A 14602-nucleotide genomic window follows, 5' to 3' on the forward strand; every position below is an offset into this window, starting at 1 on the left:
AACCAAGAGGTTGGGAAGTGTCATATGAACAAGAAAAAACGGAATGCAATGATGGTTTTTGGAGCCTTTGCTATATTATTTACAGGCTATCCCCATGTATGGTCGATTTATCAGCCTTACGTGATGAAAACTGCCGGATGGAGTACCGGTCAGGCCTCCATTTGTTTTTATCTGCCGACTATGTTTTTTGTATTGGGAAACGTTCTCGGAGGCAGGCTTCAGGATAAAAAGGGACCTGCACCCGCTATGTTCTTAGGCGGGGCAGTCTTTACCGCCGGCGTATTGAGTTCAAGATATATGCTTCTTTCTTCACCTGTGTGGATGTACCTGACATTTGGAGTGATGCAGGGAATCGGATCGGGAATGATCTACGCACCGATTCTTTCAACTGCTCAGAAATGGTTTCCGAACAGGACAGGATTTGCGTCCGGGGTGGTGATCACCGCAAATGGGATCTGCGGCCTTATCATGGCACCGGTGAGCAAAACACTCTTGGAGACGGGAGGTCCCAAGCTGGCATTTCTGACAGTTGGGCTTCTCATAGGAATCTCATGGATTCTGGGAACCTTGTTTATTAAAAGTCCAAGTGAGGCGGCAAAGAAGGAGACACCGGTTTCCTATGGAGATCAACAGCAGTACACCTCCGCTGAAATGATAAGGACAAAGAAATTTTACTACCTGCTGTGTACCATGATGTGCGGTCTCATGGCATACTATCTTACCTCGCCGTTATCGCAGACACTTCAGACAGACAGAGGTGTCAGCACGGCGCTTGCGGTAGGATCCGTCATGGCGGGATCTATATTGAATGCAGGGATGAGGCTTGTGCTCCCTTCCCTTTCAGATAAAATCGGCAGGATCCAATGTATCAAGGGAGTGATCCTTCTTTCCATGGCAGCGATGGCATTTCTCGTGTCAGGCCAGAAGCTGCTCACCACATTGGCAATCGTGCTGATCTACGGCTGTTTCGGAGGCATTATGGGAAGTTTTCCATCTCTGTCAAGTTCCATTTTTGGACTGAAGCATTCGGGACAGAACTATGGGATCGTGATGTTTGGGATCATTGTTGTCACGGCATTATCACCCTGCATCACAAACTTTATTACAGCAGAGCAGTTTCCGGTCAACACCACATTTTTCATCGGTTTTGCATTTTCCGCGGCGGCGTTTCTGTTTTTGACAAAGCTGGAAAAAGAGATCAAAAGTGAAGAACAGGCAAATGTGAAACAGGAAGTAAAACCACAGATAAAATTACAGTAAAAAAATAAAGAGAAAGGAAGTATCAATCATGGCATTAGTCAAAATGAAACAGTTATTAGAGCAGGCAAAAAAGGAAAACAGAGGATGCGGTGCATTCAGTGTGGGCAATATGGAAATGGTCAAAGGGGCGATTCAGGCAGCGGAGGAGATGAATACACCGATCATCCTGCAGATCGCTGAAGTGCGGCTCGCCCATTCACCGCTTCATCTTATGGGGCCGATGATGGTGCAGGCGGCAAAAGAGGCAAAGGTGGATGTGGCAGTTCATCTGGACCACGGACTTAACATTGAGACTGTAAAAAAAGCGCTGGAACTGGGATTTACCTCTGTTATGCTGGATGCATCCAGAGATTCGTTTGAAGAAAATATCAGAAAAACAAAAGAAGTTGTCGCTCTGGCAGCACAGTACGGAGCAACCGTGGAAGCGGAATTAGGGCTGGTAGGCGGAAGCGAAGACGGAAAGAGTGACCATGGAATCCAGTGCACCAAGCCTCAGGACGCCAAGGTCTTCTGTGAGCAGACCGGAGTGGATGCCCTGGCCGTTGCCATTGGAAATGCCCACGGGGACTATCCGGTAGCTCCGACTTTGGAATTTGGTGTATTGGAAGACATTCACAATATTACTGCCAAACCATTGGTGCTTCACGGCGGAAGCGGTATTACAGATGAGGATTTCAGAAAAGCCATCTCTCTTGGAATCTGCAAAGTGAACATTGCAACTGCAAGCTTTAACAGCCTGACAAAAGAAGTGGAAAACTATCTGGAGACAGAAGGAAAACATAATTACTTCGATATGAACGAAGCTATGGTAAAGGGTGTCTATGACAACGTAAAACGCCATATCCAGATCTTTAACTGCAGATAAACATAGGCAACAGCACAGTGAGTTTTTCTTTATTATCTCCAGTCGGCTCTGGAAAGGCCTCCTTCCGGCAATGAAGAAAAACTATCGTAGATGCACCTTCTGTTTCGCCGTCATCCTTATCTAGCAGACACTACGTCTATGTTCTGCATGATTGGAGTGAGGCATTCTATGAGCCGAACGGAAATCATGTGGAACATGACATACCCACAGGGAACACCGTATTCTATGCCTTCGGGCTTGGTGTGCTCCACATAATAAATTATATTTTGTTAATAGAAAAAGTCCTCAGGGTATTCCAGAGGATTTTTTCTTTATTCAACACATGAAGAAATTGCATCTCCGCTCCAGTGTGCTATAATAAAGCTATTGATGCGTGCACGGGAACGCGAAAGGAGAAGGGAAATGGCAGTTACAATACAACAGATCGCAGATTTGGCAGGGGTGTCCAGAGGGACTGTGGACAGGGCCTTAAACAACCGAGGTAGGATCCGGCCGGAGGTGGCAGAGCGGATCAAGGAAATAGCAAAGGAGCTGGGCTATCAGCCCAATATGGCGGCGAAGGCTCTCTCTACGGCCAATCATGCCCTTCAGATCGGAGTGATCATCCAATATGCGGAGACTCCCTTTATGAAAGCCGTGCTGGAAGGGACAGAGTCCGCAAAAGAAGAGGTGGAGCGATTCGGAGGACATGTGTTTGTTGAGCGGATTCATGGAGGAGATGTGAAGAAACTGCTGAAGATCATGCATGATTTTAAAGAGGCCGGAGTAAGGGGAATCGCACTGGTGCCAACCGACGATGAACTGCTCAGGAGAACGATTAATCAGTACGTGGAAAAAGAAAATATCTCTGTGATCACGATCAACTCTGACCTGGAGGATACAAAGAGACTTTGTTTTTTCGGACAAGATTCCTATGCCAGCGGCAGAGTGGCCGGGGGGCTTATGGGAGAGATTATTCCGGCGGACGGTAAAGTGATGATCCTCTCCGGATCCCAGGAAAATGTAGCAACTATGAAGCGTACAAAAGGATTCCTGGACGAACTGGCACACCATTATCCGGGCATACAGACAATGGAGCCAAGATACGCATATGATGACGACTGGGTAGCGGGAAAGCTCCTGGAAGAACAGCTGGAAGAGACACCGGACCTGGCCGGTATATACCTTACGGCCCAGGGGGAGAGTGGTGTGTGCGACACCTTGAAAAAGTACAGGCTGGAAAAAAAGATCAAAGTGATCGCCCACGATTACGAGGGAGAAAACCGGGAAAATTTAAGAAAAGGAGTCATTAATTTTATCCTCAGGCAAAACTCCTATGTGCAGGGATATGAATCTGTTATGGAATTATTCCACACTCTGTGCGGAAATCCTACTAGAAAAGGAGAGTTCTGGTATACAGATATCGTGATTAAGACAAGATGCAATGTATGAGTTTTTCTTTATTGTCTTCAGTCGGCTCTGGAAAGGCCTCCTTCAGACAATAAAGAAAAACTCTTGTGGGAGGCGCCTTCTGTTTAGCCGTCATCTTTTTTATGGATCTTGCATGGGTGTTGTGACAGCATTTGTTATAAAACTAATAAAAATATAACCATAACTTAACAAACTTTTTGGGGTGGTTATACAAAATGTATAAATATTGATACAATATCGGTGTCCGGTATTGTATTTTTTGTGCAGAAAAGATAGTCCAGGTGAATTTATCTAAAGTTTGTTTGGAATTGTTGTGCATGTTGTTTATTGCGTGCACGCGCACTCAATGTTATCATAAGTTCACAATCTAAATGAAACAAATAATCAGATAACAAGCATATGGAGGTAGAACAATGTTAAATGTAGGTGTAATCGGATGTGGCGGCATGGGAAAAGATCATATTAAACGTCTCACAAACAAGATCCAGGGAGCAAAGGTAGTGGCAGTTTCTGATGTCTTTGAAGAAGGAGCAAAAGAAGCAGCGGCATTGGCAGGAGGAGCTAAGGTATATACAGACGGAAAAGATCTGATCAATGATCCTGATGTGGACGCTGTATTTATTGTATCCCCAGGATTTGCACATACAGACTCTCTTCTTCAGGCGATTGAAGCAGGAAAAAGGGTGTTTTGTGAAAAACCTCTGGCGACAACAGCGCAGGACTGCAAGAAGATTGTAGATGCGGAGGCTGCTTCAGGAAAACATTTAATTCAGCTTGGATTTATGAGAAGGTATGATAAAGGATATGTTCAGGTGAAAGAAGCGCTTCGGTCAGGAGAATACGGTGAACCGCTGATCCTTCACTGCACACACAGAAATCCGGAGGTTGGTACAAACTATAATACTCCGATGGCAGTACATGATACAGCGATTCATGAGATCGACACACTTCACTGGTTAGTGGATGATGAATATGAAAGCGCTCAGGTCATTATGCCGAAGGTGACAAAATACTCTCACTCTGAATTAAAGGATCCTCAGATCATGCTGCTCCGCACAAAGAGAGGAATCTGCATCGATGTAGAAGTATTCGTCAACTGCAAGTTCGGATATGACATCAACTGCGAAGTAGTATGCGAAGACGGTGCCATCAAGATGGCGGAACCTTCTTATCCAAGCATCAGAAAAAATGCGGCAGTATCCACAACGATTGATACAGACTGTTTTGTAAGGTTTGAAGATGCATACGACACAGAAGTTCAGAATTGGGTTGACTGTGCGAAGCAGGGAGTGATCAACGGACCTACCGCATGGGACGGATATCTGGCAGCTGTTACAGCAGATGCGTTAGTAAAAGCACAGGAAACAGGACAGATTGAACCGATCGTCACAGAAGAAAAACCTGCATTTTATAAGTAGGGTGCAGAAACTGCAGGACTGCGCGAGGGCATGGAAATAAGATCAATACATAAATCAGGAGGAATAGAAATGAAAATCGGATTTAACGAAGCAACTGCACTGGAATGTAAAGGACAGTCTCTGATGGCTGACTTAGAAGCGTGTGAAAAATACGGATTTGATTACATCGAGATCAGATTTGACTGTGTAAAGGATTATTTGAAAGAACACACACTGGAAGAACTGGCGGACTGGTTTAAAAACCATCATTTAAAACCATGGGCTTATAATACCTTGATCTTTTTTAACCAGAGAGACGAAGCCGGAGAAAAAGAGATTGACGAAGAGACTGATTTTATCATTGAAGTGTGCAAGGCCATCGGCATGAAGATGCTGATCACTGTTCCGTCCTTTGATGTAAAGGATAAGAGCATCACAGAGATCAAAGAGGAAGCAGTAGAACGTCTCCGTTATTTATCCGATAAGGTGGGAGAAGATATTAAGATATCACTGGAATTCTGCGGGGCGCCGAACTGCTCCATCAACCAGTTTGGGACAGCTTACGATGTAGTGAAAGCAACAGACCGTGACAATGTAGGGGTAACAGTGGATACCTTCCATTTCCATGAGATGTGTTCTAAGTTAGAAGATTTAGAAGCAGCGGACGGAAAGAAGATCTTTGCTTACCATCTGAATGACTGTGAGGATCTGCCTCTGGGATCATGCGGTGATGATAAACGCCTGTGGCCGGGAGAAGGTGTGGTAGATCATGCAGGAATCGCAGCTGCCTTAAAGAAGATCGGATTCGACGGGGTATGTACCATTGAAGAATTCCGTCCAGAATATTATGAAATGTCCCATGACGAGAATGTGAAAAAGTCTGCTGAAGTGACAAGGGATTTCGTAGCAAAATACTTTGCATAAAGCATAAGGGGGACAAAGATGTCTATGAGTGAACAAACTTTAAAGATGAACATGAATGCGGAAGAAAATTATGAGGAACTGGAAGGCGAGTTTGCCAAAGTAAAGATGTCAGAGAAGCTTGCGTACTGTGTGGGTGACCCTGCGCTGACGGTTGTATATACATTGGCCAACACTCTGCTGGTTTACTTCTATACAAATGTGATCGGGCTTTCCGCAGGAGTCATTGGTATGATCATGCTTGCTTCCCGGGCATTTGACGGAGTGTCTGATGTCATCATGGGAACCATCATTGACCGGACGCATTCTAAATATGGAAAATCCAGAGTTTGGATCCTAAGACTGGTCATTCCCTATGCGATTGCCGCGGTACTGTTGATGACAGTGCCGCACGGCACAAAAACTGTGCAGGCAGCTTATGTATTTATTACATATAACTTATTAAACACAGTCATGTATACGGGAATCAGCCAGCCATTCCACACCCTCGGTTCTCTGATGAGCCGGGACAAACATGAGAGAGAGACCATCAGCAATATCCGTATGTCTCTTTCCATTACAGCCAGCATGGTCGTCACGGCATTAACGCTTCCGATCATCAACTGGGTGGCTGTAAAAATTGACAACACCCAGCTTGCCTGGATCATTGTCACAGCAGTGTTTTCTGTCATCTCTGTCCTCATTCTGTTAAACACATTCCGCTGCTGTAAAGAACGGGTAAAAGTATCAGCAAAATCAGAAGAAAAACTTCCAGTGTTCACAGCCCTGAAGCTGATGATAAAAAACAGATATTTTCTTATTTCCCTGGGATTGATGCTGTTTTATACCATTTACCAGATCATTCTCGGAATTGACCTTACTTACTACTGCCAATATGTTTTAAATGATGTAAATCTGGTCATGCCTTTATCTATGGCTGAGAAAGTGCCGATGATCTTTGTCATTCTTCTTCTGCCAAAGCTCATACCGAAGTATGGAAAGAGAAATATGATTGTAGCCGGGTGTATTCTAGGGATTGCTGGGCAGATCGTCTTCCTGTTTAACATCACAAGTGTACCACTGGCAATTTTCTCCTCGATTATCCGTGGTATCGGAATGTCGCCGTTCTATGGAGTTCAGTATTCACTGCCGAGTGACGCCATCGAGTACGGTCAGTGGAAGTCAGGAAAACGGATCGAAGGCCTGATGTTCTCTTCCATGAGTTTTGGTCAAAAGTTTGGAGCTGGAATCACCAATGCCGCTCTCGGAGCAGCATTGTCTTATGTGGGATATAACGGAATGGCCCAGACAGCGGCTGAGCAGGCACCGGCTGCCATCGCAGTCATCAAAGCCACTTATCTGTACGTGCCGATCGTGGTATGGGTTGTCATGATGCTGATCGCACTGTGCTATAAGCTGGATAAGACATATAAAGAAATGATAGCAGAACTGACGGTGAGAGAACTCTCAGGAAAACTATAGGAAAGAGGTAATAATAGAAATGTTGGATAAAAATAAAGTGAAATTGGGCATAGCTCCGATCGGATGGACCAACGATGATATGCCGGATCTGGGAAAAGAAAATACCTTTGAGCAATGTGTCAGCGAGATGGCATTGGCCGGGTTCACAGGTTCCGAAATCGGAGGAAAATACCCAAAAGATATTAAGACCTTAAAAAAGGCATTGGATATCAGAGGAATCGAAATCTGCAACTGCTGGTTTTCAAGTTTTCTGATCTCCAGACCGTATGAAGAGACAGAGAAAGAATTTATCGCACAGACAGATTTTCTAAAGGCAATGGGCGCAAAAGTGATCGGTGTTTCCGAGCAGAGCTACAGCACCCAGGGAAAAGACCAGCCTATCTTTGTAGGGAAATATGTGATGAACGATGAGGAATGGAAGCTGCTTGCAAAAGGACTGAACAAGCTTGGAAAGATCGCCAAGGATAAGGGCATGATGCTGACCTTCCATCACCACATGGGAACTGTAGTCCAGACAGAAGAAGAGATTGACCGGTTTATGGAAGAAGTGGACCCGGATCTGGTTTACCTTTTGTTTGACAGCGGACACTGTTCCTTTGCAGGGATCGACCCGATAAAAGTGCTTGGAAAATACATTGACAGAACAAAGCATATTCATTTAAAGGACCTCCGCTCAGACGTGGTGGCGCAGTCCAGAAAAGAAAGCTGGAGCTTCTTAAAAGGAGTGAGAGAAGGAACCTTCACAGTACCGGGAGACGGAGACGTGGATTTTGCACCGATCTTTGACATCATTGAGAAAAGCGGATATGAAGGATATGTGGTAGTGGAGGCTGAGCAGGACCCGGCAGTTGCCAATCCGCTGGAATACGCAATAAAGGCAAGAAAATATATTGCAGAAAAAACAGGTTTATAGATTTTCAGAAAGGAGTACCGCTTTATGAAAATAGCATTTGACGTGGATGTGCTGGCAAAGCAGATGGATATCAACCGGATGGTGCATCAGGTGGCAGACTGGGGTTATAAATACATTGAACAGTCCCCACATCCTAGGATCAACCCATTCTATAAACACCCACTGTTCTCTAAGGAATGTGAGGCAGAATACAGGAAAGCACTCCGGGAAACCGGAGTGGAGATCTCCTCCTTTATCGTGGTGTACCGCTGGTCCGGACCTACAGAGGAGCAGAGACAGATGGCAGTAGCCAACTGGAAGCGGATGATTGAGATTGCCGTGGACATGGGTGTGCCGGTAATCAACACGGAGCTGTCCGGGGATCCCAACCAGCAGGAGATCTGCAACGGCATGTGGTTCCGTTCTATGGAAGAACTTCTGCCGGTCATTGAGCGGGAGGGACTCCGGGTGGAGATCCAGTCCCATCCGTATGACTTCTGCGAGCTGAACAACGAGACTTGTGACCTGGTAAAATCTTTCCGTTCTCCGAACCTTGGGTATGTGTATTCTTCTCCGCATGGCTTTTTCTATGATGAAGGCAAAGGGGATGTGCGCTCCATGTTACAGTACGCAGGGGAAGAACTGACCCACGTACTGTTTGCGGATACGTTCAACCAGACCATGGACTGCCGCTATATCGCCAACCCGCCGTGGTTAAACGGAAGAGGGAAAGCGGATGTGACCATCCACCAGCATTTAGCCATGGGAGAGGGAGATGTGGACTTTGACGGGATCTTTGAGACGTTAAGAGAGATGGACTTCGCAAACAGCCAGTTAAGGGAAGATGCGCCGAAAGCCGGAGGAGACAACATCGCATGTGTATCCATGTTCGGATTCCCGGAAAAGATGGAGAAGCAGGCGCCGGAGGCAAGAGAACGTATTGAACGGGAACTTCTCTAAAGAAAGGATGAATCATATGATCTATCATACAACAGTGAAGGCTGTAGGAAGTGATGTGTCTGCATTTGCCAAAAAAGGTTTTTTGATCACGTTTGGTGAACCGGCACTGGTAAGTTTGAGAGATTTTTGTTATTTTGTTGAAGTCAATCCGGTAGTTGGAGAGATAAAACCGGGGAGTAGGCTGGTCATTGATGACAATGAATATAAGATCACGGAAGTAGGAAAGATTGCTGCCCAAAATCTTGGAAAACTGGGCCATTTGACGGTATTCTTTAACGGTGACAGAGAGTGTCTGCCAGGAAGTATCTGTGTGGAAAAAAGTGAAATGCCGGAATTAAAAGCAGGAAGCCGGATATCAATTATAGAATAAATATAGGAGAAATCTTGTCAGTAGAAAAAGCAGGCAGGATTTCTTTTTTTAGGTTTGTTCACTTTGTTCTATATGAATGAAGATGGATAGAAATTGGTTACAATAATCAGATAGAAAGGAAGTGGTACGATGTGCGGCAGATATTTTATCGATGAGGAAACGGTAAAAAAAGCGGAGGAATTAGTAAAAATGATTGACATAAGTCTTGCAGGGAAAAGGGAGATTTATCCTTCCAGCCAGGCTCCGGTCATTTTAAGATATGGACAGGAGATGGCCGGGGAATTGTGTTCCTGGGGATTTGATCGCTTTGACGGCAAGGGGCTGATCATCAATGCCAGGGCAGAAACAGTCCTGGAAAAAAGAATGTTCAAAAAATATGCACAGGGCAGCCGCTGTGTGATCCCTGCGGCAGGATTTTATGAATGGAGCCGTGACAAGGTGAAGCATGCTTTCTATCAAAGGCAGCAGCCTGACATGTATATGGCAGGGATCCTTCGTGAGAGCAAAAAAGGACAGCAGTTTGTGATCCTGACCACAGAAGCCAATGAATCTGTCAAAGAGATCCATTCCAGAATGCCGCTAGTCCTTAAAAAAGACCAGGTAGAACAATGGGTACTCTCCGATGATGCGGTTGAATTTCTTCTGCATCAAAGACCGGGACAGCTGGAACAGAGACGGGCCCGATCCGGAAAGTTAAGAATACGTGCGAAATTTCAAGATATGATTGGTGGCGTTTCTTACGAGAACAACCTATACTTATCTTATAACAGATAAGGAGGAGGTAATGTATATGAGTTTAGGAAATAGCTTATATAACGCAAGAAAGAAAAGCGGATTATCCCAGGAAGAAGTTGCGGGGAAATTAGGTGTGAGCAGGCAGACAGTCTCAAAATGGGAAACAGATGAGACCCTTCCTGATATCCGCCAGTCTAAAAACCTGGCTGTACTGTATCGTCTGTCATTGGATGATCTGATAGAATTTGATCCAAATATACAAGAAATAGAACAGGTCATTGAAAATACAAGCGAAGAGATGCAGAACAAGATCGACTGGACAAAGGTCTGGGGTAAAAAATATCCAATCCTATCCACGTATCAGAAGGAAGTCCAAATCCGCGGGTATGCCGAGCAGCTGAAAGCAATGCTGGATCGTTTAAAAAGGGATTATGGTTATAATGATACCGATGCGTTTCTGGTATTAAAAGATATCATGTCCAGTGTATGGAAACAAAAGAAATAGCATAACAAAGCCAGAGGGCACTTAAAACAAAAAAGCTGATGTACCAATGAGATGAACTCATTGATGCATCAGCTTTTAAAATAAAAAGAATGCAGTCGGAGGGACTTGAACCCTCACCCAGTTAGCCCGGACTAGATCCTTAGTCTAGCGCGTATGCCAATTCCGCCACGACTGCACAACACAGTTATAATATCATGGATTTTATGGAAATGCAATTAAATTTTTGTATTTTTTGAAGAACATAATACCTTTTACATTTAGGCTCCTATGATTTATAATAAGAGCTGCAATTTATTAAATCAAAGAAAAGGAATGAGAATAGATGTTAATAGGATCACATGTAGGGATGAAAGGCAAGGAAATGTTTCTGGGATCTGTAAAGGAAGCATTGTCCTACGGAGCAAATACATTTATGGTGTACACGGGTGCGCCTCAGAACACCAGAAGAAAAGACGTTAGTGAGCTTAGGATTGAAGAGGCCTCAGAGCTTATGAAAGAATCGGGGATTGAGACATTTGTTGTCCATGCGCCGTATATTATTAATCTGGGTAATACAGTAAAGCCGGAGACCTTTGAGCTGGCAGTAGAATTTCTGGCGCTGGAGATCGAACGGACGAAAGCCATGGGAAGCAGTACCTTAGTGCTTCATCCGGGAGCACATGTGGGAGCCGGGGAAGAAGCCGGGATCGCCAGGATCATTGAAGGTCTTAATGAGGTTCTGACAAGAGATACGCCGCTGTATGTGGCACTGGAGACGATGGCCGGGAAGGGCAGTGAGGTTGGAAGAAATTTTGACGAGCTGAAGCGCATTTATGACGGTGTGAAACACAATGAAAAGCTGAGAGTATGCTTTGATACCTGCCACACCAGCGACAGCGGATTGGATATTGTTGAAGATTTTGAAGGTGTTATGGATTCCTTTGACCGGGCTGTGGGAAAGGATCAGATCGCGGTTTTCCACATCAATGACAGCAAGAACCCGAAGGGTGCTGCAAAGGACAGGCATGAAAATATCGGGTTCGGTGAAATAGGGTTTGATGCACTAAATCACATCGTACACCATAAAGATTTTGAGCAGGTTCCGAAGATTCTGGAAACCCCGTATATCAAGGAAGATGGGACAAAAAATTCTTATCCTCCTTACAAATATGAGATTGAAATGCTCAAAAAGGGAGTGTTTGATCCACAGCTGAAAGAAAAGATCTTGGAGTCAGGAGGTAAATAGACGATGAAAGTTACATTTATTGAACACAGCGGTTTTTGCGTGGAACTTGAAAAGACGGTGTTGCTGTTTGACTATTATAAAGGGAAGATTCCTGATATGCCGAAGGAGAAAGAGGTGTATGTCTTTGCTTCCCACAGCCATCCGGATCACTTCAACCCCAAAATATTTAATCTGGAAAAGACTTATCCGCAGATACACTATATTTTATCAGAGGATATCTCTGCAAAGGCTTTGGGAGACACAACCAGAATCAGGGAACATGAAACTAAAGATATCGGCAGCATCCGGGTGGAGACTTTGAAATCGAACGATGAAGGAGTGGCATTTCTGGTCACTGCAGAAGGGAAAACCATCTATCATGCAGGAGATTTAAACTGGTGGTACTGGAACGGGGAGCCGGAGGAAGACAATGAATATATGATCCGGTCCTATAAAGAAGAAGTAGAACGGCTCAGGGGCCGGGATATCGATCTGGCATTTCTTCTGCTGGATCCGAGGCAGGAAGATAAATACTGCAAGGGAATCAACTATTTTATCGAAGAGATTCATCCCAAAGTAGTATTTCCGATGCATGCCTTTGGAGAATATAAGATATCAAGGCACTATCTGAACTGTGATGACGGAAGGGCTTATCAGGGAATCGTAAGGGAGATAACAAGAGCGGGAGAAGAATTTACGCTATGAGAGAGAAGAGACTCCGCCTGGTCGTTGCGTTTCCCAATACGACCAGTGCCATGGCTATGGAAAAGCACTGCAGAATAAGCGGTGTTGAGGGGCGTCTGATCGCAGTGCCCCCGGTGATCACTGCTGGGTGCGGAATGGCGTGGTGCGCGGAACTGAAAGAGGAGACTGCGATAAAGGAGATTCTCAAACGGGAAGGTATAGAGACGGAAGGAATCTACCAGATATTGTTGTAAGGAGAGTATGTATGGGAAAAGAGAATATTGTGTTCTGCAAGAGCGGCGGCTGTACAGCAAAACTTGGACCCGGAATGCTGGACCATGTCTTGAGTAAGATACCAAAAAATAAGGACGAAAATCTCCTGGTCGGGTTCGATCACGCAGACGACGCGGCGGTTTACCGAATCAGCGAGGACCTGGCAGTTGTCCAGACGCTGGATTTTTTTCCGCCTATGGTGGAGGATCCGTATACCTTTGGACAGATCGCGGCTGCCAATGCATTAAGTGACATTTATGCCATGGGGGGGACAGTGAAAACAGCACTGAATATCGTATGTTTCCCGGAGCAGATGGATCTCAACATATTGGGTGAGATTCTGCTTGGGGGGAACTCTAAGGTGACGGAGGCAGGAGGTACCCTGGCAGGAGGGCATTCCATCGCGGACTCAGATGTAAAGTACGGAATGTCAGTGATGGGAACCATTCATCCGGACAAGATCCTTACCAATAACGGTGTGCAGGACGGAGATATGCTTCTGCTGACAAAGCCGCTGGGTGTGGGCATTGTGCTGGCGGCCAGCCAGATGAAGGATGCCTCTAAGGCCGCTTATGACCAGGCGGTCCGTTCTATGACCACCTTAAATAAATATGCGGCGGAAATCCTGTCGGGTTATGAGGTCCACGGATGTACCGATGTGACCGGGTTTGGATTTTTGAAGCATTTGTCTGAAATGTTGGGGGAAGCTCAATCTGCGGACATTGATTCGTCTGTTATCCCATTTATTGAAGGTGCGGATCATTATGCAAATGAGTTCTACCTGACAGCGGCAGGGCAGAGAAACCGGAATGCAGTGGGTAGTGACGTGGAGTTTTTAAATGTGCCTTTCTGGATGGAAGAATTATTATTTGACCCCCAGACTTCAGGAGGGCTGCTGGCCAGCGTCAGACAGGAAGATGCCCAAAGTGCTTTAAAAGAGTTAAAAGAACTGGAACTTCCGTGTGCGATCGTGGGTAGAATCACGAAACGAAGAGAGAAGAAGATCACAGTGCGATGAAGGAAGGAGCATAAGATGGAAAAAAGAATCAATGCAGTGGGGAAACAGTGTCCGATGCCGGTGATCCTGGCCAAGAAAGCGTTGGAAGAGTCACCGGAAGGCAGCACGGTGATCGTGACAGTGGATAATGATATTGCGGTGCAGAACTTAGGAAAGCTGGCTCTGCAGAAGGGATACGGTTTTTTATCCAAGGAACTGAATACGAACCTTTTTGAAGTGAGTATGACGGCAGGACGCACAGAGGCCAATAAGCTGTCAGAGAATCCTCAGGTACAGGACATGGAAGTACCGGCGGAATTCTCAGACATTGTCGTTGTCCTTTCTTCTGACAAGATGGGAGAAGGAGATGAGGTTCTTGGAAAGATGCTGATGAAGGGGTTTGTGTTTGCGCTGACCCAGCTGGAGCAAAAACCAGATACCGTCCTCCTTTTTAATAATGGAGCGAAGCTTTCCTGTGAGGGTGCAGACACATTAAATGACTTAAAGACCTTGGAAGCCGGGGGATCAGAGATTCTTACCTGCGGGACCTGCCTGAATCATTATGGACTGGAAGAACAGCTTGCCGTCGGGGAAGTGACCAACATGTATATGATCGCAGAGACTATGATGCAGGCAGGAAAGATCATCAAACCTTAGATCATCCCGGG

Annotated in this window: 16 protein-coding genes and 1 tRNA gene; 16 read left to right on the forward strand and 1 reads right to left on the reverse strand. The window is 45.4% G+C overall.

The features are described 5' to 3' along the window. Positions 1–24 precede the first annotated feature (24 nt). From AR1Y2_RS05305 to AR1Y2_RS05355, 11 genes are all read left to right on the forward strand, one after another. Positions 25–1260: an MFS transporter gene (locus AR1Y2_RS05305; protein WP_137328038.1), complete on the forward strand. Its 1236-nt coding sequence runs from the start codon at positions 25–27 to the stop codon at positions 1258–1260. 28 nt (positions 1261–1288) lie between these two features. After that, positions 1289–2125: a class II fructose-bisphosphate aldolase gene (locus AR1Y2_RS05310; protein ID WP_137328039.1), complete on the forward strand. Its 837-nt coding sequence runs from the start codon at positions 1289–1291 to the stop codon at positions 2123–2125. Positions 2126–2527: 402 nt separating this feature from the next. Beyond that, entirely contained in the window at positions 2528–3556 is a 1029-nt protein-coding gene (locus tag AR1Y2_RS05315; RefSeq protein ID WP_137328040.1) for a LacI family DNA-binding transcriptional regulator, read from the forward strand. Between the two features lie 392 nt (positions 3557–3948). Beyond that, the gene (locus AR1Y2_RS05320; protein WP_137328041.1) at positions 3949–4953 is read left to right on the forward strand and encodes a Gfo/Idh/MocA family protein; all 1005 of its coding nucleotides are present in this window, start codon (positions 3949–3951) and stop codon (positions 4951–4953) included. Positions 4954–5022: 69 nt separating this feature from the next. Beyond that, complete coding sequence (locus tag AR1Y2_RS05325; RefSeq protein WP_137328042.1) at positions 5023–5856, forward strand: sugar phosphate isomerase/epimerase family protein; 834 nt, start codon at positions 5023–5025, stop codon at positions 5854–5856. 24 nt (positions 5857–5880) lie between these two features. Then, entirely contained in the window at positions 5881–7314 is a 1434-nt protein-coding gene (locus tag AR1Y2_RS05330; RefSeq protein WP_243118863.1) for an MFS transporter, read from the forward strand. A 19-nt stretch (positions 7315–7333) separates the two neighbouring features. Further along, positions 7334–8227 carry a myo-inosose-2 dehydratase gene (gene iolE / locus AR1Y2_RS05335; protein ID WP_137328044.1) on the forward strand — a complete coding sequence of 298 codons (894 nt, stop codon included), beginning with the start codon at positions 7334–7336 and terminating at the stop codon, positions 8225–8227. A gap of 24 nt (positions 8228–8251) precedes the next feature. Further along, the gene (locus tag AR1Y2_RS05340) at positions 8252–9166 is read left to right on the forward strand and encodes a sugar phosphate isomerase/epimerase family protein (protein WP_137328045.1); all 915 of its coding nucleotides are present in this window, start codon (positions 8252–8254) and stop codon (positions 9164–9166) included. 16 nt (positions 9167–9182) lie between these two features. Continuing rightward, positions 9183–9536, forward strand: a complete 354-nt coding sequence (locus AR1Y2_RS05345) for a PTS glucitol/sorbitol transporter subunit IIA (protein ID WP_137328046.1) — start codon at positions 9183–9185, stop codon at positions 9534–9536. A gap of 129 nt (positions 9537–9665) precedes the next feature. After that, the gene (locus AR1Y2_RS05350) at positions 9666–10310 is read left to right on the forward strand and encodes an SOS response-associated peptidase (RefSeq protein WP_137328047.1); all 645 of its coding nucleotides are present in this window, start codon (positions 9666–9668) and stop codon (positions 10308–10310) included. 16 nt (positions 10311–10326) lie between these two features. Next, positions 10327–10776 (forward strand): helix-turn-helix transcriptional regulator, encoded by a 450-nt coding sequence (locus AR1Y2_RS05355; protein WP_137328048.1) that lies wholly within the window; start codon positions 10327–10329, stop codon positions 10774–10776. A 90-nt stretch (positions 10777–10866) separates the two neighbouring features. Here AR1Y2_RS05355 and AR1Y2_RS05360 read toward each other — a convergent pair. Next, a tRNA-Leu gene (locus tag AR1Y2_RS05360) sits at positions 10867–10951 on the reverse strand. A gap of 147 nt (positions 10952–11098) precedes the next feature. Between AR1Y2_RS05360 and AR1Y2_RS05365 the strand changes: the two genes are divergently transcribed. Genes AR1Y2_RS05365 through yedF form a run of 5 tightly spaced genes read left to right on the forward strand, consistent with a single transcriptional unit; the run spans position 11099 to position 14591 of the window. After that, positions 11099–12001, forward strand: coding sequence for a deoxyribonuclease IV (locus AR1Y2_RS05365; protein WP_137328049.1), 903 nt, complete (start codon positions 11099–11101; stop codon positions 11999–12001). 3 nt (positions 12002–12004) lie between these two features. After that, positions 12005–12685, forward strand: coding sequence for an MBL fold metallo-hydrolase (locus AR1Y2_RS05370; RefSeq protein ID WP_137328050.1), 681 nt, complete (start codon positions 12005–12007; stop codon positions 12683–12685). Then, complete coding sequence (locus tag AR1Y2_RS05375) at positions 12682–12918, forward strand: DUF3343 domain-containing protein (RefSeq protein ID WP_137328051.1); 237 nt, start codon at positions 12682–12684, stop codon at positions 12916–12918. Before AR1Y2_RS05370 ends, AR1Y2_RS05375 begins: the two co-directional genes overlap by 4 nt. A gap of 11 nt (positions 12919–12929) precedes the next feature. After that, a complete protein-coding gene (selD, locus tag AR1Y2_RS05380; RefSeq protein WP_137328052.1) occupies positions 12930–13955 on the forward strand; it encodes a selenide, water dikinase SelD in 1026 nt (341 codons plus the stop codon). 15 nt (positions 13956–13970) lie between these two features. Continuing rightward, positions 13971–14591 carry a sulfurtransferase-like selenium metabolism protein YedF gene (yedF, locus tag AR1Y2_RS05385; protein WP_137328053.1) on the forward strand — a complete coding sequence of 207 codons (621 nt, stop codon included), beginning with the start codon at positions 13971–13973 and terminating at the stop codon, positions 14589–14591. Positions 14592–14602: the final 11 nt, after the last annotated feature.

The organism is Anaerostipes rhamnosivorans (genome assembly GCF_005280655.1).
Classification (GTDB): Bacteria; Bacillota; Clostridia; order Lachnospirales; family Lachnospiraceae; genus Anaerostipes; species Anaerostipes rhamnosivorans.

Excerpts from the sequence above, each read along its gene's own strand:
- AR1Y2_RS05315 (WP_137328040.1), top strand. The coding sequence starts at position 2,528 with ATGGCAGTTACAATACAACAGATCGCAGATTTGGCAGGGGTGTCCAGA.
- iolE (WP_137328044.1), top strand. The coding sequence starts at position 7,334 with ATGTTGGATAAAAATAAAGTGAAATTGGGCATAGCTCCGATCGGATGG.
- AR1Y2_RS05350 (WP_137328047.1), top strand. The coding sequence starts at position 9,666 with ATGTGCGGCAGATATTTTATCGATGAGGAAACGGTAAAAAAAGCGGAG.
- AR1Y2_RS05325 (WP_137328042.1), top strand. The coding sequence starts at position 5,023 with ATGAAAATCGGATTTAACGAAGCAACTGCACTGGAATGTAAAGGACAG.
- AR1Y2_RS05305 (WP_137328038.1), top strand. The coding sequence starts at position 25 with ATGAACAAGAAAAAACGGAATGCAATGATGGTTTTTGGAGCCTTTGCT.
- yedF (WP_137328053.1), top strand. The coding sequence starts at position 13,971 with ATGGAAAAAAGAATCAATGCAGTGGGGAAACAGTGTCCGATGCCGGTG.
- AR1Y2_RS05355 (WP_137328048.1), top strand. The coding sequence starts at position 10,327 with ATGAGTTTAGGAAATAGCTTATATAACGCAAGAAAGAAAAGCGGATTA.
- AR1Y2_RS05375 (WP_137328051.1), top strand. The coding sequence starts at position 12,682 with ATGAGAGAGAAGAGACTCCGCCTGGTCGTTGCGTTTCCCAATACGACC.
- selD (WP_137328052.1), top strand. The coding sequence starts at position 12,930 with ATGGGAAAAGAGAATATTGTGTTCTGCAAGAGCGGCGGCTGTACAGCA.
- AR1Y2_RS05320 (WP_137328041.1), top strand. The coding sequence starts at position 3,949 with ATGTTAAATGTAGGTGTAATCGGATGTGGCGGCATGGGAAAAGATCAT.
- AR1Y2_RS05330 (WP_243118863.1), top strand. The coding sequence starts at position 5,881 with ATGAGTGAACAAACTTTAAAGATGAACATGAATGCGGAAGAAAATTAT.
- AR1Y2_RS05340 (WP_137328045.1), top strand. The coding sequence starts at position 8,252 with ATGAAAATAGCATTTGACGTGGATGTGCTGGCAAAGCAGATGGATATC.
- AR1Y2_RS05345 (WP_137328046.1), top strand. The coding sequence starts at position 9,183 with ATGATCTATCATACAACAGTGAAGGCTGTAGGAAGTGATGTGTCTGCA.
- AR1Y2_RS05310 (WP_137328039.1), top strand. The coding sequence starts at position 1,289 with ATGGCATTAGTCAAAATGAAACAGTTATTAGAGCAGGCAAAAAAGGAA.
- AR1Y2_RS05370 (WP_137328050.1), top strand. The coding sequence starts at position 12,005 with ATGAAAGTTACATTTATTGAACACAGCGGTTTTTGCGTGGAACTTGAA.
- AR1Y2_RS05365 (WP_137328049.1), top strand. The coding sequence starts at position 11,099 with ATGTTAATAGGATCACATGTAGGGATGAAAGGCAAGGAAATGTTTCTG.